Raw genomic sequence first — 24,790 nt, forward strand, 5'->3', positions numbered from 1 at the left:
CATCAAGCGCCGCGCCTACGGATATCGAGATGAGGACTACTTCTTTCTCAAGATCCGCGCCGCGTTCCCCGGTATTCCTCGATGAACCTTTTTTTTGCTCTGCAGCGCAGTCTACTTTTTGCCGCCCATGATGCTGCCCAGCACGCCGCGCAGAATCTGGTTGCCCAGCTTGGTGCCAAAGGAGCGGGCGGTGGACTTGGCCATGGACTGCACAATGCCGTCCTTCTTGCCGCCGCGCGGGCCGGTTGTGCCAAACAGGATGTCGTTGATGCTGCCCATCAGGCCGCCATCCTCGGCACCGGCAGTGCCAGCAGCCGCGCCTGCGCCCGGCTTGCCGCCTTGCGCTGCGGTAGCCTGGCCGGCACGTGCCTTCAGGATCTCGTAGGCCGATTCGCGGTCCACCGGTGTGTCGTAGACGCCGGCGACCAGCGAATTCTTCAGCAAGGCCTGGCGCTGCTCGGTAGTGATGGGGCCGATCTGGCTGCCGGGTGGCAGCACATAGACGCGCTCGGTCACGCTGGGGCGGCCTTTTTCGTCCAGAAAGCTCACGAGCGCCTCGCCCACAGCCAGTTCGGTGATCGCCGCCTCGATGTTCAGCCCCGGGTTGGCGCGCATCGTGGTGGCCGTGGCTTTGACGGCTTTTTGATCACGCGGCGTGAAGGCGCGCAGCGCATGCTGCACGCGGTTGCCGAGCTGGGCGAGCACGCTGTCGGGAATGTCCAGCGGGTTTTGCGTGACGAAATACACGCCCACGCCCTTGGAGCGCACCAGGCGCACGACCAGCTCGATGCGCTCTTGCAGCACCTTGGGTGCATCATTGAACAGCAGGTGGGCCTCGTCAAAGAAGAAGACCAGCTTGGGCTTGTCCGGGTCGCCAATTTCCGGGAGCTTCTCGTACAGATCGGACAGCATCCACAGCAGGAAGGTGGAGTACAGGCGCGGCGAATTCATCAGCTTGTCGGCCGCGAGGATGTTGATCACCCCTTGCGTGCCCACGGTCTGCATCATGTCGTCGATGTTGAGCATGGGCTCGCCAAAGAAGCTGTTGCCGCCTTGCTGCTCGATCTGCAGCAGACCGCGCTGGATGGCGCCCACGCTGGCCGAGCTGATGTTACCGTAGTCGGTGGTGAACTGCTTGGCGTTCTCGCCCACATAGGACAGCATGGCGCGCAAGTCCTTGAGGTCGAGCAGCAGCATGCCGTTGTCATCGGCAATCTTGAAGACCAGGTTGAGCACGCCCATCTGCGTGTCATTCAAGTCCAGCATGCGGCCCAGCAGCAAGGGGCCCATGTCCGAGATGGTGGCGCGCACCGGGTGGCCTTGCTCGCCAAACACATCCCACAAGGTGGTGGGGCAGGCCTTGGGCGTGGGCAGGTCAATACCACGGTCCTGCAAAGTGGCGGCCAGCTTGCCGCCAATCTGGCCTACCTGGCTGATGCCGGTCAAATCCCCTTTGATATCGGCCATGAACACCGGCACGCCAATGCCCGAGAATCCCTCGGCCAATGTCTGAAGGGTTACAGTCTTGCCCGTGCCGGTCGCGCCGGTGATCAGCCCGTGTCGATTGGCCAGGCCAGGAAGCAAAAAACACTCCGTTGTGCCATTTTTGGCAACCAGTAGGGGTTCAGCCATCGTAGGTTTCCTCTCCAGCATCAAAGTCAAAAGTAAAATCGCAGTCTAGCTAGATAAAACAATAGCAAAGGAAATTCTGTGGCAGGACACAGCAAATGGGCCAATATTCAACACCGCAAGGGTCGTCAGGACGAAAAACGCGGCAAGGTATGGACCCGTATCATTCGTGAAATTATGGTCGCTGCGCGCCAGGGCGGTGCAGATTTGAGCGCCAACCCGCGTTTGCGTCTGGCGATCGATAAGGCCAAGGCGGCCAACATGCCGGCCGACAACATCAAGCGCAACATCGACAAGGCCACCGGCAACCTCGAAGGCGTGACTTACGAGGAAATCCGCTACGAAGGCTATGGCATCGGTGGCGCGGCCATCATTGTCGACACCATGACGGACAACCGCGTGCGCACGGTAGCCGATGTGCGCCATGCGTTCAGCAAGCACGGCGGCAACATGGGCACCGAAGGCTCGGTGTCCTTCCAGTTCCGTAACCTGGGGCAACTGGTGTTCGCCCCCGGTGCCGATGAGGAAAAGATCATGGAAGTGGCGCTGGAAGCCGGCGCCGACGATGTGATCACCGACGAGGAGGGCGCGGTCGAAGTGCTGACGCCCCCGTCAGAATTTGAAGCGGTGCGCAATGCGCTGGAGGCAGCGGGCTTCAAGCCCGAGGTGGCCGAAGTGACGATGCGCCCCGAAAATACCGTAGATCTGGATGAGGAAGGTGCGGCCAAGATGCAAAAATTGCTGGACGCACTGGAAGATCTGGATGATGTTCAAGATGTTTACCATAACGCGGCGCTATGAAGGTACTTGTGATTGGTGGCGGCGGCCGTGAACACGCAATGGCCTGGAAGTTGGCGCAATCGCCCAAGGTCTCCAAAGTCTATGTAGCCCCGGGCAACGCAGGCACCGCACGCGACAAGCGTCTGGAAAACCTGCCGATCACCGATGTGGTTCAGCTGCGCGAATGGGCGCAGGACAACGGTGTGCAGCTGTCCGTCGTCGGCCCCGAGGCGCCTTTGGCCGCCGGCGTGGTGGACGAGTTCCGCGCCCACGGCATGAAGATCTTCGGCCCGACCAAGGCTGCTGCGCAGCTGGAAAGCTCCAAGGCCTTCTCCAAGGATTTCATGGCACGCCATGGCATCCCGACGGCGCAGTACGAGACCTTCAGCGACCCGGTGGCGGCCCATGCCTACATCGACAAGCTGGGCGCGCCCATCGTCGTCAAGGCCGACGGCCTGGCTGCCGGCAAGGGCGTGGTGGTGGCTACCACCGCCCAGGAAGCGCACGATGCCGTGGACTTCATGCTGGTGGACAACAAGTACGGCGTCGCCCATAACGATGGCGGTGCCCGCGTGGTGATCGAGGAGTTTCTCGATGGCGAAGAGGCCAGCTTCATCGTGCTGTGCGACGGCAAGAGCGTGGCGGCCATGGCGACCAGCCAGGACCACAAGCGCCTGAAGGACGGCGACCAGGGCCCCAACACCGGCGGCATGGGTGCCTACTCGCCCGCCCCGGTGGTGACGGCCGATGTGCATGCCCGCGCGATGCGCGAGATCATACTGCCCACCATCCGTGGCATGGAAAAAGACGGCATCCCCTACACCGGTTTCCTGTACGCGGGCCTGATGATCGACAAGGCGGGTCACCCCAAGACCTTGGAGTTCAACTGCCGCATGGGTGACCCGGAAACCCAGCCGATCATGATGCGCCTCAAGAGCGATCTGGTCGATGTGATGCAGGCTGCCACCGACGGCAAGCTCGACCAGATCGAGCTGCAGTGGGACCGCCGCACCGCGCTGGGCGTGGTGATGGCTGCCCATGGCTACCCGGACGCACCCCGCAAGGGCGATGTGATCACCGGTCTGCCAGAGGACGAAGAAGAAGTGATGGTCTTCCACGCCGGCACCACGGTGCAGGATGGCAAGCCCGTCACCAGCGGTGGCCGCGTGCTGTGTGTGACTGCCTTGGCCGACAACGTCAAGCAGGCGCAGCAGCGCGTGTATGCCGCTGCCGCGCAGGTGCATTTCGTTGGCGCGCAATACCGCCACGACATCGGCTACCGCGCGGTCAAGTGACCGTTCGCAAGCCCACAGTGAGCCCCGCCCGTGCTGTCCTCTTCCGTTGACCAACTGAACGCCGGGGCGGAGGCCCTGGCGGTGGCCGCCTATCTCCAATCGCTGCAGGCTTCGATCACCGATGCCGTTGAAGCGCAGGAGCAGGAGGCGGGCAGCGCCGTTCGCTTTCTGGCTGATGCCTGGCAAAAGGCGCCCGGTGAGAAGCTGCAAGGCCAGGGTCTGACCAAGATCCTGGAAGGCGGCACGGTGTTTGAGCGTGCTGGCGTGGGCTTTTCGCAAGTGCGGGGCCCACAGCTGCCACCTTCGGCCACCCAGCACCGGCCCGAACTGGCGGGCGCGCCTTTCACGGCCATGGGTGTATCCCTGGTCTTTCATCCGCGCAACCCCTATGTGCCCACCGTGCACATGAATGTGCGCATGATTGCCGCAGGCCACCCCAGCCAGCCAGCCACCTGCTGGTTTGGTGGCGGCATGGACCTGACGCCGTTCTACCCCTTTGCCGAAGACGCGCAGCATTTTCACCAGGTCTGCCACGATGCGGTGGCGCCTTTCGGTGCCGATCTGTATCCGCGCTTCAAGCAGTGGTGTGACAGCTATTTCTTCCTCAAGCACCGCAACGAAGCGCGTGGCATCGGCGGCATCTTTTTTGATGACTTCTCCGAGCTGGGCTTTGAAGGCGGCTTTGGGATGCTGCAGTCGGTGGGCGATGCCTTTTTGAAGGCCTACCTACCCATCGTGCAACGCCGCAAGGACCAGGCCTATGGCGAGCGCGAGCGGGACTTTCAGCTCTACCGGCGCGGTCGCTATGTGGAGTTCAACCTGGTCTGGGACCGGGGTACCCACTTTGGTCTGCAGTCGGGCGGGCGCACGGAATCGATCTTGCTGTCGATGCCGCCCTTGGCCAGCTGGAGCTACCAGCGCCAGGACCCTGAGGGTTCGCCCGAGGAGCGTTTGCTGACGGAGTTTTTGCAGCCGCGTGATTGGCTGTAAGCACACCACCTGGGGCTGTCGATTCCGTATGAGTTGGGCAGCCTGAACGCCTTCGGCTGGCCCAACGCCCATGCCACAAGGCCATACCAGAGCGCCATTGGGCGCAGCCTGCGTATAATTCGCTTTCCGCTGACCGTATGCATGCCCCATCGCAGGCTGCGCGGCAGCATCTCTTGAAGGCTTTGCCCTTTTGCCACTGCGTGTTGACGCGATCAACAATAACTGCAACACGCGCTATAGTAGAAACACTTTCATCCATCACCTACTGATGACCACCGCCAAAAAATCCGAATCCACTGCCAAGAAATCTGTGCAATTGCTGCAGCGTGCCATCGTTGATGGGCTGGAAGATGTGAAAGCACAAGATATCCAGGTTTTCAATACCGAGCACCTGTCGCCGCTGTTTGAGCGCGTGATCGTGGCCGCAGGTACCTCGAACCGCCAGACCAAGGCCTTGGCTGCCAGCGTCAAGGATGCCGTCAAGGAAGCGGGCTTCCCCAAGCCACGTACCGAAGGCGAAGACAACGGCGAGTGGATCATCGTCGACTGCGGCCCCGTTGTGGCCCACATCATGCAGCCGATGATTCGCCAGTACTACCGCCTGGAAGAGATGTGGGGCGACACGCCCGTGCGCGTCAAGCTGGGCGCTGCCAAGCCCAAGGCCGCCAAGCCTGCCAAGGCCAAGGCAGAAGCTGCTGCCGACACCGCTGACAGCAAGAAAAAGCCCGCTGCCCGCAAGCCAGCAGCTGCTGACAAGGCCGCTGATGCACCGGTGAAGAAGACCGCTGCCAAGAAGCCCGCCGTCAAGAAGATCTCGGGCACCGTGGCCAAGAAGCCTGCGGCCAAGAAGACCAGCGCTGCTGCCACCGTCAAGACTGTGGTGGTCAACAAGCCCAAGGCCAGCAAGCCCGCAGCCAAGTCGGCCGCTGCCAAGCCTGCAGCCAAGAAGCCAGCGGCCAAGCGCGCAACCACCAAGGCCAAGTAAACCCCCTCAACCTGCGGGTTGGAAAGAGCTGTACTGCCAGGCAGGACAGCTCTTTTTCATTGGAGAGTTCGCATGAAGATTTTCATCGTTGCGGTGGGCCAGCATGTACCCGATTGGGCGCAGACCGCCTATGACGACTATGCCAAGCGTTTCCCGCCCGAGTTGAAGGTGGAGCTCAAGGCCGTCAAGACTGAGCCGCGTGGCTCCAAGACTGTCGAGACCCTGTATGCCGCCGAGCGCAAGCGCATCGAGGCAGCCATACCGCGCGGCACGCGCATTGTGGTGCTCGATGAGCGTGGCACCAACCTGACCACCAAGGCGCTGGCCCAGCGGGTCAAGGGCTGGCAGCTTGAAGGCGATGATGTCGCACTGATCATCGGCGGCCCCGATGGGCTGGACCCCGAGTTCAAGGCTGCCGCGCATGAGCGCATTCGCCTCTCCGACATGACCTTGCCCCATGCGATGGTGCGCGTGCTGCTGATCGAGCAGCTCTACCGCGCCTGGTCGGTCAATGCCGGCCATCCTTACCACCGCGAGTAAGGCCAGCGCGCCTGCTCTCGGCTGGGCGAGGGCAGGGCAATATCCCCGCTTGCCAGCGGGCTGCCGGATGCGTTATGCTGCAAAAATAATAGCTGCTTGCGCTGGATTGATGGGCGCAGGCGCTTTTTTCAAATCTTGGCCTCGCTTCCCACCATGCACCCCTTTGTCTACCTGGCATCTCAGTCTCCACGCCGCAGTCAACTGCTTGAACAGATCGGTATTTCCCACCGCTTGCTGGTTGCCCAGGACGACGAACCCGAACCCCAGGACCCTGAAGCGCTGGAGCTGGTGCTGCCGCGCGAATCCGCCACCGACTATGTGCAGCGCGTGACCGGTCTGAAGCTCGATGCAGCACTGGCGCGCCTGCAGCGGCGCGGGCTGGAACAGGCGCCGATTCTGTGCTCTGACACCACGGTGTCGCTGGGCCGGGATATTCTGGGCAAGCCTGAGTCGCAGGAACAGGCCCGTGAGATGCTGCAAGCGCTCAGTGGCAAGACGCACCGCGTATTGACGGCGGTGGCCCTGCAAAGCGGGCGCAAGCGCCTGACCAGCCTGTCGGTCTCCAGCGTGGAGTTCGCGGTGATGGACAGCGCGCAGATCGACGCCTATGTCGCTAGCGGTGAGCCCATGGGCAAGGCGGGCGCCTATGGCGTGCAGGGGCGGGCCGCAGCGTATATTGCCAAGATCAGCGGCAGCTATTCAGGCATCATGGGCCTGCCGGTGTTCGAGACGGCCAATGTGCTGCGGGCTGCAGGGTTTGCCATCTAAGGCCATCTAAGAATGACTTCTATGCAAAATGATATTTTGATCAATTGGGCGCCGCAGGAGACGCGGGTGGCGATCATCGAGGGCGGCGCTGTGCAGGAGCTGCACCATGAGCGCACCCTGGAGCGCGGCCTGGTCGGCAATGTCTACCTGGGCAAGATATCGCGCGTGCTGCCCGGCATGCAGTCCGCCTTTATCGACATTGGCCTGGAGCGAGCCGCATTCCTGCATGTGGCCGACGTCTGGCAGCGCCAGGAAGGCGGCCTGGCGCCGATGTTTGCCCGCAAGGGCGAGCCCCAGGTGCCGATTGAAAAGCAGATCTTCGAAGGCCAGTCGATCATGGTGCAGGTCATCAAGGACCCGATCGGCACCAAGGGCGCGCGGCTGTCCACGCAGATCAGCATTGCCGGGCGCCTGCTGGTGTACCTGCCGCAGGACGACCATATCGGCGTGTCGCAAAAGATTCCCCAGAACGAGCGCGATGCCTTGCGTGCCCGCCTGCAGGCGCTGGTGGGCACGGCGCAAACAGGTGGTGGTGGCGGCTTTATTCTGCGCACCAATGGCGAGGACTCCAGCGACGAAGAGCTGGCCGAAGACATCAGCTACCTGCGCAAGGTCTGGAAGCGCATCAAGGAAAGTGCCGCCAAGCAGGCCGCCAAAACCTTGCTGCACCAGGACCTGAGCCTGATGCAGCGCGTGCTGCGCGACATGGTCACGGAAAACACCCAGTCGATCCGCATCGATTCACGCGAGCAGTTTGTGCTGCTGCAGCAGTTTGGCCAGGAGTTCATGCCGGCCGCGTTGCCCAAGCTGCAGCTCTACAAGGGCGAGCGCCCGATCTTCGATCTGTACTCGGTCGATGAGGAAATTGCGCGTGCACTGGGCCGGCGCGTCGATCTCAAATCCGGTGGCTACCTGATCGTGGACCAGACCGAGGCCTTGACCACCGTCGATGTGAACACCGGCGGCTATGTGGGTGCGCGCAATTTTGACGACACCATCTTCAAGACCAACCTGGAAGCGGCCCATGCCATTGCCCGCCAGCTGCGGCTGCGCAACCTGGGCGGCATCATCATCGTGGACTTTATCGACATGGTGCATGAGGACCACCAGGCGCAGGTGCTGCATGAGCTGCGCAAACAACTGCAGCGCGACCGGGTCAAGACCATGTGCGGCGAGTTCTCCCAGCTGGGTCTGGTGGAGATGACGCGCAAGCGCACCCGCGAATCGCTGGCCCACATGCTCTGCACCTCCTGCCCCGTCTGCAGCGGCGTGGGCGAGGTCAAGACAGTGCGCACCGTCTGCTACGACATCCTGCGCGAAATCTTGCGCGAGGCCCGCCAGTTCAACCCCAAGGAGTTCCGCGTGCTCGCTGCCCCGCCGGTGATCGAGATGCTGCTGGACGAAGAAAGCCAGCATTTGGCTGGGCTGTCCGATTTCATCGGCAAGCCGATCTCGCTGCAGGCCGAAGGGCGGGATGGATCGGACCAGTACGATATCGTGCTGCTTTGATCCACAGCGTCGCTTCTACAGCGGCTTGATGAAAAGTGCAATTATTTTGCACTTTTTTTTTATAAATAGCAAAATATTGCCTCTTTTTCTATTGGCAATGGCGTTGTAGCAGAACAAAAGCTGGTCGATTGCTTTGTAGAGTGCTAGTATTCTTTCATCAATGCCTGAAAAATGATGAAATATTAGCGCCATGGCCAAGAAGACCGCTCCTCTTTTGCCTTCTACTACCAAGCTGCTTGTGGAGTTTGGAGAGCGGCTAAAGCTTGCGCGCCTGCGCAGAAAGCTGACGGCCAAACAGGTGGCAGAGCGTGCCGGCATGACCCCGATGACCTTGCGCTCTTTGGAGGCCGGTGGGTCCGGAGTGACGATTGGCGCTTACTTATCGGTGATGCAGGTGCTCGGACTGACCAAGGATTTGGCCATGCTTGCCACCGAGGACCAGTTGGGCCGCCAGCTCCAGGATGCGCGCTTGGTCAAAGGCGAGACTGCGCGGCCTGCTCCAGGCCAGCACATCGTCAGCGAGCCAGTGAAACCTGGGCCTTCGCGTCAATCGGTGAAGGCACCGGCGACGAAGAAAAACATGCCGAGCAAAGCATTAGCCTCGCCAGCCAGCGGCACGGCAACAGATGCTTTGGGAGATACCAAAAGCACAGCGGCACTGAGCGCCCTGCTGAGAAAAAGCAAACGCAAGGGAGCTGGTGAATCATGAGCAAGATAGCGGTCTATGCGGACTGGGAGGGGCTGCCAGGGCCTCAGCGCCTGGGTTTTCTGCACAGTCGCCGAACGCGCGCGACGGAGCTGTTTGAATTTGAATACGACGCCAAGGTGCTAGGAGAGCCGCTGCTTGCCGGTGTGCACCTGGATCCGAATCTTCAGCCGTTCAGCGGGCCGCAGTATCCCCCTGCGCCCAGCGACAAGTTTGGCGTCTTCGATGATTCAAGCCCGGATCGTTGGGGACGCAAACTGATGGATCGGCGGTTCGAGCGTGAGAAGCGTGCAGCGCTGTGGCCGGCGGATGCACGCCTCTACGAATCCGATTACCTGCTGGGTGTGCATGACCAGTACCGCGTGGGGGCCTTGCGCTACCGGCTGGAGGACGAAGGCAGCTTCCTCGACGACCGGATCGACATGGCAGCGCCTCCTTTCACGGAAATTCGCGCGTTGGAGCAAGCCAGCCGTGGCTTGGAGCAGGACCCGGACAATACGGCGGTGCAGGGACAGGACTGGCTGCGGATGCTGATTGCGCCAGGCGGCTCGCTGGGCGGCGCCAGGCCAAAAGCCAGCGTCATAGACGACGCTGGGCGCCTGTACATCGCCAAGTTCCCCAGTATCAGAGACAGCTATGACGTCGGTGGCTGGGAGATGGTGGTGAATGCACTCGCACACGGCTGTGGCATTCAGGTGGCACCCGCACAGGCCCGTAAGTTTGCCAGCGACCACCACTGCTTTATGGTGAGCCGCTTTGACCGGACGGACAGCGGGCGTCGGCTGCATTTTGCCTCGGCCATGACGATGACCGGCCATAACGATGGCGATGATGCGTCGACGGGCGTGAGCTATCTGGAGTTGGCAGAAGTCATCCTGCGTCAAGGCGCGCAGCCCAAACAGGATCTGAAAGAGCTCTGGTCACGGATCTTGTTCAACCTGCTGGTCTCCAACACGGACGACCATCTCCGCAACCACGGCTTCATCCTAGTACCCGGCAAGGGCTGGAAACTGTCACAGGCCTATGACATGAACCCGGTCGCCCATGCCGATGGCCTGAAGTTGAACATCACCGATGCAGACAATGCGCTGGATCTGGAACTGGCTAGGGAGGTTGCAGGCTATTTCCGCATCAGTCTCACCGACGCAGATGAGACCATCGATGCATATCGCGACATCGTCAGTCAGTGGCGCGCGGTCGCTGCCCATGTAGGCCTGTCGGCCAGTGAGCAGGGACGAATGGCGGGCGCCTTTCGGCTTGCCGAGGGGGCTTGAGGCCGGTCCGGTATTGAGTCAATCGGCGCACGAGCGTTGATCTGCGTGGTTTTGTTGGAAGGCTTGCGTGTTGCTACTGCAGCCTTCCGCATCCCAGCCAGATCAAGCCCCGATACCGACGCGATTAAAGCTTGCGCAAGCGCTCCAGCGCCGCCAGCAAGGTCTCGTCCTTTTTGGCATAGCAAAAGCGCACCACCTGCTGGTCAAAGCCATCGCCATAAAAGGCGGACAGTGGAATGGCTGCCACGCCCAGATCCTTAACCAGCTGCTGGCAGAAATCTGCTTCGCTGGCATCGGTGACAGCGGAGATGTCCACGCACTGGAAGTAGGTGCCGGAGCTGGGCAGCAGCTTGAGGCGCGAGCCTTCCAAGCCGGCGCGGAACAGGTCGCGCTTCTTTTGGTAGAAGGCGGGCAGGTTCAGGTAGGGCGCAGGGTCCTTCAGGTACTCGGCCAGGCCCACCTGCATGGGGGTGTTGACGGTGAAGACATTGAACTGGTGCACCTTGCGGAATTCGGCGGTCAAGGGGGCCGGTGCGGCCACGGTGGCCACCTTCCAGCCCGTCACGTGGAAGGTCTTGCCAAAGCTGCTGACCACATAGGCGCGTGCGGCCAGGCCTGGGTAGCGCGACGCGCTTTCATGGCGCTCGCCGTCGAACACCATGTGCTCGTAGACCTCATCGGCCAGCAGCAGGATATTGGTGGGGGCCAGCAGGTCTTGCAGTTGTTGCATTTCCTGTGCGGTCCAAGTGGAGCCGCTGGGGTTGTGCGGGGTGTTGATCAGCAGCAGGCGCGTGTTGGGGGTGATGGCTGCAGCGATCTTGCCGAAATCCGGGCGGAAGGTCTTGGGCGTTAGCGGCACGCGCACCGGCACGCCGCCAGCCAGCTCAATATTGGGCACATAGCTGTCGTAGCAGGGGTCCAGCACGATGACCTCGTCACCCGGGCTCACGCAGCTCAGGATGACGGTCAGGATCGCTTGGGTAGCGCCGGCGGTGACGGTGATTTCGCTGTTGGCGTCATAGCGCTTGCCATAGAGCGCTTCAATTTTCTGGGCTACCACTTCGCGCAAGGCGGGCACACCGGTCATCGGCGGGTACTGGTTGTGGCCGGCCTGCATGGCGCGGCTCACGCTGTCGATCAAGGCCGGGTCGCAGCCAAAATCCGGAAAGCCCTGGCCCAGGTTGACGGCCTTGTGCTCGGTCGCAAGCGCCGACATGACGGTGAAGATGGTGGTGCCCACATTGGGCAGGCGGCTGGGGAACGACGGGGTGAGGGCGGAAGCGGACATGGTGATCAGGGCTGGAAAAAGACCGCAGCCGGCGAGCCGGTCTGCGATCCATCGATCAATAAGCGGTTTGGGTTTTGAATAGGGAGCGGATCAGAGCTCGTAGTCAGCCACATGGCCGACCATGGCACGGGCGATCAGATCACGGCTGAGGCGATCGCTGAGCAGCTCGGCAAATTTGTAGACAAAATTGCGCATGTATGCGCCGCGCTTGAAGGCCACGCGCGCCACGCTCTCGCCAAACAAATGGCCGACAGGCCGCACGGCCAGGTCCTTGAGCGGGTCGTCGCGCATGGCCATCTCGGCCACGATGCCAATGCCCAGACCCAGGCGCACATAGGTCTTGATCACGTCGGAGTCAATGGCTTCCAGAACGATCTTGGGCGTGAGCTGGCGGGCAGCCATCGCCGAGTCGATCTTGCCCCGGCCGGTGAACGAGGGGTGGTAGGTGATCAGGGGCTCGGCCGCGATGTCTTCCAGATTGATGCGCTCCTTCTGGGCCAGCGGGTGCTGGTGGGGCATGACCAGTACGTGCTGCCATTCGTAGCAGGGCAGGGTCACCAGCTCGGGGTAGTCGGCCAGCGATTCGGTCGCCATGCCCAGGTCGGCTTGCTCGTCGATCACCATGCGGGCCACCTCGGCGGGCGTTGCCTGGTGCAGGCTGACCGTCACCTTGGGGTAGTGCTCGCGCAGGCGTGCCACCGGCGTGGGCAGCACATAGCGGGCCTGGGTGTGGGTGGTGGCGATGGAGAGGGTGCCGCTGTCTTGCGCGCTGTACTGGTCACCGATGCGCTTGAGGTTGCCGACCTCGCGCATGATGATCTCGATGCTGCGCAGCACCTGCTGGCCTGGCTCGGTGATGCGCTTGAGGCGCTTGCCATGGCGCGCAAAAATGTCGATGCCCAGCTCCTCTTCCAGCTCGATGATGGCCTTGGAGACGCCGGGTTGCGAGGTGTGCAGTGCCTTGGCCGCCTCGGTCAGGTTGAGGTTGCGGCGCGCGGCCTCTTGCACAAAGCGGAACTGATGCAGGTTCATACAATGATGCGGAATATGAATTTGCATCATTATGCTTGATTGGAATATAAAAAGCACCCGATATGCAGAAACCCAAGCTGCGGAGCGGAATTTCCCAGCATCGGTGCCAGCTCATCGCTGCAAAGGCCTGTCTTCCAGGCCCAGTGGCTGAGCCTATAGCTACTGAAGCACTAGCCCTGCAACTTGCCTGCCAGATAACCGCCCGCCATGTCCGCCAGCAGCTGAATGACGCGTGCATCCTCGCCCATCGCCGGGGCAATGCGCAGCTGCAGCTGCGGGTAGAGCGGGGCGAGTTGCTCGACCAGCGCAGGAATGTCTTCGCTGGCATGCTTTCCCACGCCAAACAGCAGAGGCCAGATGGTGATGTGGCTCAGTTGGGGATGCGATTGCAGCAGTTGGGCCACAGCGGGGCCGAGTGGCGGATCGCACCAGTCGAGGTAGGCGCAAGCCACGGCAGCCGTCGGCTGGGCTTGCTGCACCTGGGCCAGCAGGTGCTCGGCATTGCGGCGCCAGACGGGGTCCTTGGAGCCATGGGACAGCAGAATCAAACCAATGGTAGGGGTGGGGGAGGGCATGGTGGGTGGGGCGTTAGCGGTGGCAACAAGCACTGCCGTGGGTAAAGCAAGGAACCTTTGCGCATTATCGCTTTCCCATAGCGGGCCCCCATTGGGGCGCCCAAACGGATACGCATGTAGCAAAATGTACGGCTTGCGCAGCCGGGTGCAGAAAACTGTCCCATCCCCTGCAACGCTTTACACTGCCTACATATTTAGCTGTAAAAATAGTAGTTTGCTCTACCTGAAGCCAAAAACTGATGATGCCGGATGTTTCCAATTTTTCGCGCCAGTCCCTGGCAACGTTTCAATCTTTGGCAACTGTCGGAAAGCTTTCCTCCCCCCGCACGCTTGGCCATGCTGCCCGTGTAGGCGCCGTGGTGGCCGCCATCGGCTTGCTGGCTGCCTGCTCCGACAAGGCTGCACCCACGGCCGCTGCCGCGCCCCAAGCGCCTGAGGTAGGCATCATCACCGTGCAGTCTGCATCGCAGCAGCTGACGGCCGAACTGCCAGGCCGCACCAATGCCTTCATGATTGCCGAGATTCGCCCCCAGGCCAATGGCATTGTGGAAAAGCGCCTGTTCACCGAAGGCGCATCAGTCAAGGCCGGCCAGGCGCTGTACCAGTTGGATGACCGCCCTGCGCGGGCCGCCGTCAACAGTGCCGAGGCCGCTTTGGCCAAGGCCAAGGCCACGGCCCAGACCGCCCGTAGCAATGCCGCGCGCAACAGCGAACTGGTCAAGATCGACGCCATCAGCCGCCAGGTGTTTGACGACAGCCAGGCACTCGTCGCACAGACCGCCTCTGATGTCGCGGTCGCCCAGGCCGCGCTGGACAACGCCCGCATCAACCTGCAGTACACCCGCATCAGCTCGCCGATCAGCGGCAAGGTCAGCACCTCGGCCGTGACGCCCGGTGCGCTGGTCACCGCCAACCAGGCAACGGCGCTCACCACCGTGGTGCAGCTCGATCCGATGTATGTGGACTTCACCCAGTCGAGCACCGAGATGCTGCAGTTGCAGCGCGACCTGAAGGCAGGTCGCTTTCAGCGCCTTGAAGGTGACCAGATCCCCGTGCGCATCCGCCTGGACGACGGCACCGAATACAGCCATGAGGCCAAGCTCAAGTTCTCTGGCGTGATCGTCAGTGCCACCACGGGCACGGTCACCTTGCGTGCGCAGGTACCCAACCCCGATGGCGTGCTGATGCCCAATATGTATGTGCAGGCGCTGCTGCCCACGGCGGTGGCACCTGATGCCCTGCTGGTGCCGCAGCAATCGGTGGTGCGCGATTTGACGGGCAAACCGACTGTCTTCGTCATCACCGCCGAGGACAAGGTGCAAAAGCGCGCCTTGCAACTGGACCGTGCCGTTGGCAGCCAGTGGCTGGTGGGCAGTGGCCTGAAATCGGGTGAGCGCGTGGTGGTCGATGGCTTTCAGCGCTTCAAGGACGGTGACAAGGTGCGCGTCGCCGAGGTGGATCTGAAGGCACAGGCCGAGCGGGTACGTGCCCCCGGACGCATACCTGGCCAGGCCGCAGCGCCGGCAGCAGCCCAGTAAGACACCCAAACCGAGGCTGCATCCATGGCACAGTTTTTTATCCAGCGCCCCATTTTTGCGTGGGTGATCGCCATCATCATCATGTTGGGCGGGGCGCTGTCCATCTCCAAGCTGCCGCTGGAGCAATACCCTGAGATCGCGCCACCGCGCGTCACCATCGGTACCCAATACACTGGCGCATCGGCCGAGACGGTGGAGAACTCCGTCACCCAGATCATTGAGCAGCAGCTCAAGGGCATTGACAACATGCTCTACATGAGCGCGACCAGCAATGCCTCTGGCCAGGCCCGCATCACCTTGACCTTTGCACCCGGCACCAATGTGGACGTGGCCCAGGTGCAGGTGCAAAACAAGATCCAGGGCGCGCTCAACCGCCTGCCCGAATCGGTCAAAAGCCGTGGCGTCTTCATCAACAAGGGCGGCCAGGATTTTCTGGTCACCTACAGCTTCTACTCGCAAGACCCGACGATGACCGAGGTCGACATTGGTGACTACATCAATGCCAGCCTGGTCGATGTGATCGGGCGCCTTGAAGGCGTGGGTGACATTAATGTGTTCGGTACCTCGTACGCGATGCGCATCTGGATGGACCCGGCCAAGATGGAGAAATTCGGCCTGATGCCGTCGGACCTGAGCAATGCGCTGAATGCGCAAAACGCCCAGGTATCGGCCGGTCAACTGGGCGCGCTGCCCGCAGTGAACAACCAGCAGCTCAATGCCACGATCACCGCGCGCACCAAGCTCAAGACGGTCGATCAGTTCGAGGACATCGTGCTCAAGGCCGCCACTGATGGCTCGGTGGTCACCATCAAGGATGTCGCCCGCGTGGAGCTGGGCGCCGAAAACCTGAACGTGCAGGCCAAGCTCAATGGCATGCGCGGCGCCGGTATGGGCATCATCCTGGCCGATGGCGCCAACGCGATGGCGGTGTCGGATGCCGTTGCGGCCAAGCTGGCCGAGATGAAGCCGTACTTCCCCAACCAGATCGACTACTTCGTCAGCTCGGACTCCACGCCCTTTGTGCGCGCCTCCATCCATGAGGTGGTCGCCGCGCTGGGCGAGGCCATGGTGCTGGTGGTGATCGTGATGTTCGTGTTTCTGCAGAACCTGCGCGCCACCCTGATCCCGGCGATTGCCGTGCCAGTGGTGCTGCTGGGCACCTTTGGCGTGCTGTCGATTGCCGGTTACTCCATCAATACCTTGACAATGTTCGCGATGGTGCTGGCCATCGGCTTATTGGTCGATGATGCGATCGTCGTGGTGGAAAACGTCGAGCGGGTGATGCATGAGACGGGCATGTCCGCCAAGGAGGCGACCAAGGTCTCGATGCGCGAGATCACACCGGCGCTGGTCGGTATCGGCGTGACCTTGTCGGCGGTGTTTGTGCCCATGGCCTTTTTTGGCGGCTCCACCGGGGTGATCTACCGCCAGTTCTCGATCACCATCGTCGCAGCGATGGCGCTGTCGGTGTTTGTCGCGCTGACCTTGACCCCCGCACTCTGCGCCACCATCCTGAAGGCGCCCGAGCATGCCGGTGGCCATGAGCGCGCCATCCGCAAGGGCCTGTTTGGCGTCAGCGACCGGTTCTTTCGCTGGTTCAACCGCAATTTTGACCGCACCGCCACCCGCTACCAGGGCATCGTCGCCCGCAGCCTGCGCCGCGCCAAGCGCATGATGCTGATCTTTATCGCGGTGCTGCTGGGCGTGTGGCTGCTGATGCACAAGCTGCCAACCTCCTTCCTGCCGGACGAGGACCAGGGTTTTCTGTATGTGAACGTCAACCTGCCTTCGGGCGCCTCGGACGCGCGCCTGCAGGATGTGCTCGACGAGGTGCGCGAATACCTGCTCCAGCAGCCCGATATCATCAGCTTCAACCAGGTCTCGGGCCTCAATGGCGACCAGAGCTCGGCGCGCGGCTTTATCCGCCTCAAGCCCTGGGATGAACGCAAGCTGGCGTCGCAGTCGTCGGCTGCCATCGCCAACAAGGCGACCAAGGACCTGTCGCGCATCCGCGATGCGCGGGTGCTGGTGATTCTGCCGCCGGCCGTGCGCGGTCTGGGTGCCAGCTCGGGCTTCAACTTCATGGTCAAGGACATGAACAGCATTGGCCATGATGGCCTGCTGGCCGCCAGCAACCAGGTACTGGCTGCCATGCGCGCCAACCCCAATCTGACGGCGGTACGTACCACCAATCTGGACGATGCGGCCGAACTGCGGGTGGATGTGGACGACCGCAAGGCCGCTGCGCTGGGGCTGTCGTATGCCGACATCAACAGCGTGCTGTCCAGCGCGATGGGCGGTACCTATGTGAATGACTTCCTGAACAACGGCCGGGTCAAGCGCGTCTACATCATGGGCGATGCACCGCACCGCATGTTGCCGCAGGACATCGCCAAATGGACCGTGCGCAACAAGAACGGCGAGATGGTGCCCTTCGGCGCCTTCTCGGACAGCCACTGGGCCTATGGCTCGCCCCAGCTGCTGCGCTACAACGGCAGTCCGGCCTATGAGTTTGAAGGCCGCGCAGCACCTGGCATCAGCTCGGGTGCTGCGATGCAGGAGGTCGAGGCCATCCTGGCCAAGCTGCCATCCGGCCTGGGCTATGAATGGACCGGTGCCTCGCTGCAAGAGCGCCAATCCGGTGCGCAAGCGCCCATGCTGTACGCCATCTCGATCCTGTTCGTGTTCCTCTGCCTGGCTGCGCTGTACGAGAGCTGGACCGTGCCGCTGTCGGTGATGCTGGCTGTGCCGCTGGGCGTGATTGGCGCGCTGGCCGCCACCTACACCCGGGGCCTGACCAATGACGTCTATTTCCAGGTGGGCTTGCTGACGACGGTCGGCTTAGCGGCCAAGAATGCCATCCTGATTGTGGAATTCGCGGTGCAGCTGCAAGAGCAGGGCAAGCGCCTGTTTGATGCCACGGTGGAGGCGGTGCGCCTGCGCTTGCGCCCCATCCTGATGACCTCGCTGGCCTTTGGCTTTGGTGTGATTCCACTGGCCATTGGCACCGGCGCCGGTGCGGGCGGGCGTAACGCTATCGGCACGGCCGTGCTGGGCGGTATGGTGGCCTCGACCGTGCTCGGTATTTTCATGGTGCCGGTCTTCTTCCTGCTCATCCGCAGCTGGTTCCGCTCCCACAGCCGCCATGACGAGGCGCCTGCGCAGCCCAGCCCTGCGCAGGAGACCGCGCCATGAGCCGTTTTGATACTTTCTCCATGACCCGTGCCTACCGTTTGCCGCTGTCCCTGTTGGCAGCGGGCCTGCTGTCCGCCTGCAACCTGGCGCCGCAGTACCAGCGCCCCGAGCCTGCCGTTCCTGCCACGCTCGATGGCGTGGCCCAAACCTTGCCCGCCGACTTTGTCGTCGAGCCGGCTGCCGCCGACAGCTTGCAGCTGCTGCCATGGCAGCAGTGGGTGGAGAGCGCAGGGCTGCGCCAGTTGATCGAGCAGGGCCTGCAGAACAACCGCGACCTGCGCGTGGCCATCGCCAACATCGAAAAGGCGCGTGCGCAGTACGGCGTGCAGCGCGCCGACCAACTGCCCAGCTTGAACGCCAATGCCCAAGGCAGCCGCACCCGCACTGCCGATGATCTGCGCTCCTCCACGGCGCCATCCTCCGTCGCCAACCAGGTCAGCGTGCAGCTGGGCCTGGCCAGCTATGAGCTCGATTTTTGGGGCCGGGTGCGCAACCTGAGTGAGGCGGCCTTGCAGCAGTACCTGCTGGTGGAAGAAAACCGCCGCAGCGTGCAGTTGGGCCTGATCACCGATATCGCCAACGCCTGGGTGGCCCTGGCCAGCGACCAGCAACGCCTGCAACTGGCGCGCGACACGCTGGCCACGCGCGAGCAGGGCTTTGGCCTGGTGCAGCGCATGCACCAGCTGGGCGCCTCCAATGGACTGGTGCTGGCCCAGAACGAGACCGCGGTCGAGACCGCCCGCAACGATGTCGCCGCCTACGAGTCGCAGGTGGCGCGTGACCGCAATGCGCTGCAGCTGCTGGTGGGTGGGCCCATCTCGGGCGATATGCTGCCGCCGGCACCCACGGCATCGCTGAGCAGCAATGAGGTCAAGAGCGCGGGCTCCGGCCAGTTGCTCGATGGCGCCACACCCCAGGTCAAGACGCAGAGCGTAGCCACCGCGATGACCGTGGTGCCGACTGGTCTGTCATCGCAGGTGCTGTTGGCCCGGCCCGATGTGGTTGCCGCCGAGCATAGCCTGCAGGCCCAGTACGCCAGCATTGGTGCGGCGCGTGCGGCCTTCTTCCCCACCATCAGCCTGACGGCCAATGCCGGCACCGCCAGCGATGCACTGTCGGGCCTGTTCGATGGCGGCAACCGCGCCTGGAGCTTTGTGCCCCAGATCCGTTTGCCGATTTTTGACGGCGGCCGCAACCAGGCCAACCTCGACATCGCACAAGCCAACCGCGATGCGGCACTGGCCCAGTACGACAAGGCCATCCAGGTGGCTTTCCGCGAGGTGAGCGATGCGCTGGCGGACCGCGCCACGATGCAGCGGCGCCTGAACTCGCAAGCGGCCTTGGTGCAGGCCGCGAGCCGGGTGCTGCAGCTGTCGCAGGCACGCTTCAAGGCCGGGGCCGACGATTTTCTGACCGTGCTGGATGCACAGCGCAGCCTCTACGCCGCCCAGCAAACCCAGATCACCTTGATGCAGGCCGAGCAGGTCAACCGCATCAGCCTGTACAAGGCGCTGGGCGGAGGCATCGACAAGCAGCCCTGATGCTGCAGGCCTTGCTGCAATCGCGCATGGCCGCCAGGGCGATGCGCGCTGCACTACCATGGCGGCATGACTGATACCTTGCCCACCCCTGCTGACCTTAATCCTTCTGCCGAGTTTGATGAATCCCAGGCGCAGGCGGTCGATGCGCTGATTGTGGGCGCCGGGCCCGTGGGCATGTTTGCCGCCTTCCAGCTGGGCTTGCAGGGTGTGCAGGCCCAGCTGTGCGACAGCCTGCCGCAGATGGGCGGCCAGTGCATTGCGCTCTATGCCGACAAGCCCATTTACGACATCCCCGGCATTGCGCTGTGCACCGGCCGCGAGCTGGCCGCGCAGCTGCAGCAACAGATCCAGCCCTTTCACCCCGTTTTTCATGGCCACACCCAGGTCGCACAACTGCTGCCCCATGGCGATGGCCGTTGGCGTGTGCAGCTGCAGTCCATCGATGGGCCGCAGACCCGCTGGTTGCTGGCCCGTACCGTGGTGGTGACCGCCGGCGTGGGGGCCTTTGTGCCCAAGCAGCTGCGCCTGCCCGGGCTGGAGGCCTGGTTGGGGAGCCAGGTGTTCTACCATCCCGCGTTCGATGATGCCTGGCTGGAGCCTATCCTGGCGCGCCAAGCTGCGCCGCGCATTGTCATCAATGGCGGCGATGACGCGGCCGTGGAGGCCGTGCTGGCCGCTGCAGACCATGCCAGCTTGCAAGCCGCGCAACTGGTGCTGATGCACCGGCGCGACCAGTTCAATGCGCCTGATGCACTGCTGCAGCGCCTGGCGCAGTTGCGTGCCAGCGGCAGGGTCGAGGTGGTGATCGGCATGCCGCAGGCCATCGAGGCCACTGAGCAGCTGCAGGCCATCAGCTACGTCGATGCCGATGGCGCGGACCAGCGCCTGGCCTGTGACCAGCTCTGGGTATTCCAGGGCCTGTCGCCCAAGCTCGGGCCCTTGCTGGACTGGAATCTGGCGCTGGAGAAAAAGCAGCTGCAGGTAGCAACCGACAGCTTCCAGACCAGCGCCGTGGGCATCTATGCCGCCGGCGATATCGTCAGCTACCCGGGCAAACGCAAGCTGATTCTGACCGGCTTCTATGAGGCGACGATGGCGGCGATGGCCGCCATTGAATACCTGCGCGGTGAGAAGCTGTTGCTGGAGTACACGACCACCAGCAAACGCCTGCATGAGCGCCTGGGTGTCTCGCACCCAGACTGAGGGCCGGTGCCCTGGGCGACCAAGGCAGGGCGCTGCTGCGGTGATAATCCCCGCCGGGTGTGATCAACAGAGGGCGATGCAGCGATGGCGGTGATGGTGTCTTTGGTTCCGGTGGTGCTGTTCATTGCACTGGGCTACTGTGCAGGGCGGTGGGGCTGGGTCAAGGCGGCGTCGGTGCGCGATCTGTCCAATATCGTTTTTCTGATCCTCACGCCAGCCTTGCTGTTTCGCACGATGAGCACGGTGCGCGTGCAAGAGCTCAATCTGCAGACCATTGCGATCTACTTCAGCGCCGCAGGCCTGCTGTTTGTCAGCACCTTGCTGCTGCAGGGCTTCAACACCTTGGGCGCGGCGCGGGCGCTGGCCAACTGCTTCAGCAACAACATCATGATCGGCGTGCCGCTGGTCGGCATGGTGTTTGGGCAGGAAGGCCTGGTGACCTTGTTCACCATCGTCTCGGTGCATGCGCTGATTTTGATGACCTCGGCCACCATCGTGTTTGAGTTGGCCGTCATGCACCGGCAGCAGACCGCGCAAGGCGGTGGGCGCAGCTACCGCGCGATGGCCATCACCGTGGGCCGGGCGCTGAAAAACGGCATCATCCACCCGATTCCCTTGCCCATCATTTGCGGCCTGTTGTTTGCGCAGACTGGTCTCCAGATGCCCGAGGTCATCGACAGCTCGCTAAAGATGCTGGCCCAGGCGCTGGGTCCGATGGCGTTGATGCTCGTGGGCATCACCTTGTTCTTCAGTGCGGTGGGGCGCTATCTGCTGCCGGCCAGCCGCATTGCCGTGGTCAAGCTGCTGGTGCATCCGGTGCTGCTGCTGGCCATTGGCTGGCTCTGGGGGCTGCTCGGCCTGCCGCTGGTGGTGCTGGCCACCGCTGCATCGCTGCCGGTGGGCGCCAATGTGTTTCTGTTCACCCAGCGCTATGAAGTGGGGCGGGAAGAGGTCACCGCCAGCATTGCGGTATCGACCAGCCTGGCCTTGGTGACGATACCGCTGATCCTGCTGGGCCTGGCGCAGCTGCTGTAGCCTGCTCAGGCCGCTGGCTTGGGTGCGGGCTGGAGCCGGTGCTGCATCAGCAGCTCATCGTGCAGCACGCCATCGACCAGCAAGGCTGCCGGCTCGGTGCCATAGCCCTTGAATCCTGCCTGTTCATACAAGCGAATCGCGCTGGCATTGGCGGCGTTGACGCTCAGGTGGATCTGCACCGCGCCGGGCACTTGGCGGGCAAAGGCCACAGCCTGCGTCAATAAGGCCTGCGCGATGCCCTGGCCGCGAGAGGCCGGCTCCACATAGACGCCCCACAAGGCCATGCGGTGCCGGGTCTTGAGGCCGTCCTGGCGGCGGATGCCCAGCATGCCCACCAGTTGGCCGCCGGCAAAGGCACCCAGCACACCCTGGTCAGCACTGGGCGCCAGGCGCGCCTCAATCAGCGCCAAAGTGCGGTCTTTTTCTTCTTCGTAGCTGGAGCCAAAGGCGCTGGGCGATGCGCGCAGCCCGGCCAGGCGCAGGCGCTGGAAGGCAGTGGCATCAGCCGGGGTCAGCCAACGGATCTCAAAAGCAGCGGCGGGCATTCGGCTCAGGGTGCGAGGCGTTCGCGGATCCAGTCGGCGCTGTTGGGCGCTGCCTGGCGGTAGCGCAGGCGGTCATGCAGCCGGCTCTTGCGGCCCTGCCAGAACTCCCAGGTATCGGGCACCAGGCGAAAGCCACCCCAGTGCGGTGGGCGGGGTGGCTTGAGCAGGAACTGCGCGCCATACTTGGCGGCATTGGTCACCAGCACCGTGCGGCTGTCGATGACCTGACTTTGCGGGCTGGCCCAAGCGCCAATGCGCGAATCGAGTGGGCGGCTGTTGAAGTAGGCGTCGCTTTCCTCGTCCGAGACCTTCTCCACACGCCCCTCGATGCGCACCACGCGCTCCAGCTCCACCCAGTGGAACATCAGCGCGGCAAAGGGGTTGCCGGCAATCTCGCGGCCCTTGCGGCTGTCGTAATTGGTGTACCAGACGATGCCGCGCGCGTCATAGCCCTTGATCAGCACGATGCGGGTGCTCGGTCGGGCATCGGCCCCCACGGTGGCTACCGTCATCGCATTGGGCTCGGGCAACTGCGCGGCGACGGCCTCGTTCATCCAGCGGTCAAACTGGTCGATGGGCGCTGCGCAGGAGGCTGCATCGTTCAGCTCGGCGCGTTCATAGCTTTTGCGCAAATCGGCAATGGAGTGGGAGAGTTCGCTCATGGCCCGATTGTGCATCGCTTTGGCGCAGCGCAGCGACAAAAATGCCTGTGGGCCACTGGGCGCCACAGGCTTTAGGGGTAGAGCAGGGACTGCTTACTGGATCACGCCGCAGCCCAGACGCGCGCCGGAGTTGCCGGTGGGCTGGGTGGTGTAGTCGTCCTTGTCCTTGTGCACCACCACGGCGCGGCCCTTGATGTCGCTGGGCTTGCCAGTGCCGATCGACAGGTCCTTGGTCTCCCAGACCAGGAAGGCAGTGCCTGCGGCATCGGCCATCAGGCTGGGCAGGTCGCCGACATGGGATTCGGGGCCAGCCTTGCCGTGCTGGTGGCCGCTGGGGTTGTAGTGGCCGCCGGCGCTCATCGCATCAGGGGAAGAGCAGTTGCCGTTTTCATGCACATGGAAGCCATGCTCGCTGCCCGGTGCCAGGCCCTTGACCTGGGCCATCACGCGCACCGTATCGGGGTTGACCTGGTAGATGCGGAAATAGCCGCTGATGTTGTTGCCTTCGGTCGGATTGATCGTCGCCTCGGCGATCGGGGTGGCGCGGTCGGTGTGGGCGCAGGCGCTGAGCACGGCGGCCACGGCTGCGGCAGCCGCGAGCTTGGCGATGGATGGGATGCGTTGAATCATGCGAACTCTCCTGGAGCCTTGGAATAAGGGGTTGTCACAAGCCACCGTTTTTAGCATGCATGTGGGGCTGTTCTTGTAGTCTGATTGCCAGCAATTGCGGCGGCTCGCTTACAAGGTGGGTGCGGTCGTCAGGCGTTGCGCTACCAGATCCCAGACCGCTTGTGCGGCAGCGGGCAGGCTGCGCTGGCGGCGCCGCACCAGCATGATCGCGCGTTGCACCTGGGGCCGCAGATCACGCACCTGCAGGCTGCTCAAACCCTGGGCCGGTATGGCGAGGCCCGGCATGATGCTGATGCCGATGCCGGCCTCGACCATGCGAAAGGCGGTGGTCACATGGCCCACCTCTTGCACCACCGGGCTGTGCTCGGGCCCGCAGCCGCTGGCCAGCAAGGCGGCGTCCATCAAACGGCGGCTGCCCGATGCGTGGTCCAGCAGCACCAAAGGCTCGCCGCGCAGCTGGTCCCAGCGCAGGCTGCTGGCATCTAGCGCCTGCTGCACCAGCGGGTGCCCGGGCGGCAACACGGCCACAAAAGGGTCCAGTTGCAGGCTGATGTAGTCCAGGTCGCTCAGCTCCGGCGGCTCCACCACCACGCCAAAATGCACATCGCCGCTGCGCACCTGGGCCAGCACCTCTTGCTGCAGGCGGTCCACCAGCTGCAGCTGGATCTGCGGCAGCTCGCGGTTGCAGGCTGCTATGCAGGCCGGCATCAGCGCGGCCGACAGGGTGGGGCTGCTGGCAATGCGCACCTGGCCGCGTGCGGCATGGCCCACATCAGCCACTTCGGCCAGGGTATCGGCCAGCTCCTGCAACAAGGGCGCAGCCTTTTGGGCCAGCAACTGGCCGGCATCGGTCAGCAGCACCTCGCGCGTAGTGCGGTCCAGCAGCCGCACATGGAGCTGGCCTTCGAGCTCCACCATCGCGCGGCTCACGGCCGACTGGGTCAGCCCCAGGGTCTGGCCGGTCTGGCTGAAGCTGCGGCACTGGGCGACACAGAGAAAGACCTGGAGTTGGCGGAGGCTGACGTGCATGGTTAGGGGAAAAAAATCAGATATATGACTTTAAATCATTA

At 63.0% G+C, this 24,790-nt stretch carries 22 protein-coding genes; 14 read left to right on the forward strand and 8 right to left on the reverse strand.

All coding sequences use genetic code 11. The features are described 5' to 3' along the window. Nucleotides 1-111 precede the first annotated feature (111 nt). Nucleotides 112-1,632, reverse strand: a complete 1,521-nt coding sequence (locus EDF71_RS22875) for a helicase HerA-like C-terminal domain-containing protein (protein ID WP_133858839.1) — start codon at nt 1,630-1,632, stop codon at nt 112-114. A 78-nt stretch (nt 1,633-1,710) separates the two neighbouring features. On the opposite strand from EDF71_RS22875, the gene EDF71_RS22880 reads away from it, so the two are divergent. The 9 genes from EDF71_RS22880 (at nt 1,711) to EDF71_RS22920 (ending at nt 10,476) form a co-directional block, all read left to right on the forward strand. Further along, nucleotides 1,711-2,430, forward strand: coding sequence for a YebC/PmpR family DNA-binding transcriptional regulator (locus EDF71_RS22880; RefSeq protein ID WP_133858840.1), 720 nt, complete (start codon nt 1,711-1,713; stop codon nt 2,428-2,430). After that, a complete protein-coding gene (purD, locus tag EDF71_RS22885) occupies nt 2,427-3,704 on the forward strand; it encodes a phosphoribosylamine--glycine ligase (protein WP_133858841.1) in 1,278 nt (425 codons plus the stop codon). Before EDF71_RS22880 ends, purD begins: the two co-directional genes overlap by 4 nt. A 30-nt stretch (nt 3,705-3,734) precedes the next feature. Further along, nucleotides 3,735-4,694 (forward strand): oxygen-dependent coproporphyrinogen oxidase, encoded by a 960-nt coding sequence (hemF, locus tag EDF71_RS22890; RefSeq protein ID WP_243854412.1) that lies wholly within the window; start codon nt 3,735-3,737, stop codon nt 4,692-4,694. Between the two features lie 268 nt (nt 4,695-4,962). Next, nucleotides 4,963-5,679 (forward strand): ribosome silencing factor, encoded by a 717-nt coding sequence (gene rsfS, locus EDF71_RS22895; protein WP_133858842.1) that lies wholly within the window; start codon nt 4,963-4,965, stop codon nt 5,677-5,679. A gap of 72 nt (nt 5,680-5,751) precedes the next feature. Beyond that, nucleotides 5,752-6,219 (forward strand): 23S rRNA (pseudouridine(1915)-N(3))-methyltransferase RlmH, encoded by a 468-nt coding sequence (gene rlmH, locus EDF71_RS22900; protein WP_116925617.1) that lies wholly within the window; start codon nt 5,752-5,754, stop codon nt 6,217-6,219. Nucleotides 6,220-6,372: 153 nt separating this feature from the next. Next, nucleotides 6,373-6,987, forward strand: a complete 615-nt coding sequence (locus tag EDF71_RS22905) for a Maf family protein (RefSeq protein ID WP_133858843.1) — start codon at nt 6,373-6,375, stop codon at nt 6,985-6,987. Nucleotides 6,988-7,008: 21 nt separating this feature from the next. Next, complete coding sequence (gene rng, locus EDF71_RS22910) at nt 7,009-8,496, forward strand: ribonuclease G (RefSeq protein WP_133858844.1); 1,488 nt, start codon at nt 7,009-7,011, stop codon at nt 8,494-8,496. Between the two features lie 190 nt (nt 8,497-8,686). Further along, nucleotides 8,687-9,205 (forward strand): helix-turn-helix transcriptional regulator, encoded by a 519-nt coding sequence (locus EDF71_RS22915; protein WP_133858845.1) that lies wholly within the window; start codon nt 8,687-8,689, stop codon nt 9,203-9,205. Further along, on the forward strand, nt 9,202-10,476 hold the full coding sequence (locus EDF71_RS22920; protein ID WP_133858846.1) for a HipA domain-containing protein: 1,275 nt from the start codon (nt 9,202-9,204) through the stop codon (nt 10,474-10,476). The genes EDF71_RS22915 and EDF71_RS22920 overlap by 4 nt, the downstream gene beginning before the upstream one ends. A 124-nt stretch (nt 10,477-10,600) precedes the next feature. On the opposite strand, the gene EDF71_RS22925 is transcribed toward EDF71_RS22920, so the two are convergent. The 3 genes from EDF71_RS22925 to EDF71_RS22935 form a co-directional block, all read right to left on the reverse strand. Continuing rightward, complete coding sequence (locus EDF71_RS22925; protein WP_133858847.1) at nt 10,601-11,764, reverse strand: pyridoxal phosphate-dependent aminotransferase; 1,164 nt, start codon at nt 11,762-11,764, stop codon at nt 10,601-10,603. 90 nt (nt 11,765-11,854) lie between these two features. Next, entirely contained in the window at nt 11,855-12,796 is a 942-nt protein-coding gene (locus EDF71_RS22930) for a CysB family HTH-type transcriptional regulator (RefSeq protein WP_133858848.1), read from the reverse strand. A 170-nt stretch (nt 12,797-12,966) separates the two neighbouring features. Then, nucleotides 12,967-13,371, reverse strand: a complete 405-nt coding sequence (locus EDF71_RS22935) for a CbiX/SirB N-terminal domain-containing protein (RefSeq protein WP_133858849.1) — start codon at nt 13,369-13,371, stop codon at nt 12,967-12,969. Nucleotides 13,372-13,664: 293 nt separating this feature from the next. On the opposite strand from EDF71_RS22935, the gene EDF71_RS22940 reads away from it, so the two are divergent. From EDF71_RS22940 to EDF71_RS22960, 5 genes are all read left to right on the forward strand, one after another. After that, nucleotides 13,665-14,909, forward strand: a complete 1,245-nt coding sequence (locus tag EDF71_RS22940; RefSeq protein WP_243854413.1) for an efflux RND transporter periplasmic adaptor subunit — start codon at nt 13,665-13,667, stop codon at nt 14,907-14,909. A gap of 24 nt (nt 14,910-14,933) precedes the next feature. Beyond that, on the forward strand, nt 14,934-18,104 hold the full coding sequence (locus EDF71_RS22945; protein ID WP_133858851.1) for an efflux RND transporter permease subunit: 3,171 nt from the start codon (nt 14,934-14,936) through the stop codon (nt 18,102-18,104). A 20-nt stretch (nt 18,105-18,124) separates the two neighbouring features. Then, the gene (locus EDF71_RS22950) at nt 18,125-19,645 is read left to right on the forward strand and encodes an efflux transporter outer membrane subunit (RefSeq protein ID WP_133858878.1); all 1,521 of its coding nucleotides are present in this window, start codon (nt 18,125-18,127) and stop codon (nt 19,643-19,645) included. A 66-nt stretch (nt 19,646-19,711) separates the two neighbouring features. Then, a complete protein-coding gene (locus tag EDF71_RS22955) occupies nt 19,712-20,848 on the forward strand; it encodes an NAD(P)/FAD-dependent oxidoreductase (protein WP_133858852.1) in 1,137 nt (378 codons plus the stop codon). A 96-nt stretch (nt 20,849-20,944) separates the two neighbouring features. Next, the gene (locus tag EDF71_RS22960; protein WP_243854414.1) at nt 20,945-21,883 is read left to right on the forward strand and encodes an AEC family transporter; all 939 of its coding nucleotides are present in this window, start codon (nt 20,945-20,947) and stop codon (nt 21,881-21,883) included. Between the two features lie 5 nt (nt 21,884-21,888). Here EDF71_RS22960 and EDF71_RS22965 read toward each other — a convergent pair whose 3' ends face one another. From EDF71_RS22965 to EDF71_RS22980, 4 genes are all read right to left on the reverse strand, one after another. Next, nucleotides 21,889-22,428, reverse strand: a complete 540-nt coding sequence (locus tag EDF71_RS22965) for a GNAT family N-acetyltransferase (RefSeq protein ID WP_133858854.1) — start codon at nt 22,426-22,428, stop codon at nt 21,889-21,891. Nucleotides 22,429-22,433: 5 nt separating this feature from the next. Then, nucleotides 22,434-23,105 carry a pyridoxamine 5'-phosphate oxidase gene (gene pdxH, locus EDF71_RS22970; protein WP_192817000.1) on the reverse strand — a complete coding sequence of 224 codons (672 nt, stop codon included), beginning with the start codon at nt 23,103-23,105 and terminating at the stop codon, nt 22,434-22,436. 78 nt (nt 23,106-23,183) lie between these two features. Beyond that, nucleotides 23,184-23,720, reverse strand: coding sequence for a superoxide dismutase family protein (locus EDF71_RS22975; RefSeq protein WP_133858855.1), 537 nt, complete (start codon nt 23,718-23,720; stop codon nt 23,184-23,186). A gap of 108 nt (nt 23,721-23,828) precedes the next feature. Then, nucleotides 23,829-24,749: a LysR family transcriptional regulator gene (locus tag EDF71_RS22980; RefSeq protein ID WP_133858856.1), complete on the reverse strand. Its 921-nt coding sequence runs from the start codon at nt 24,747-24,749 to the stop codon at nt 23,829-23,831. Between the last annotated feature and the right edge of the window lie 41 nt (nt 24,750-24,790).

It is taken from the genome of Comamonas sp. JUb58, assembly GCF_004364775.1.
Lineage (GTDB): Bacteria > Pseudomonadota > Gammaproteobacteria > Burkholderiales > Burkholderiaceae_C > Comamonas.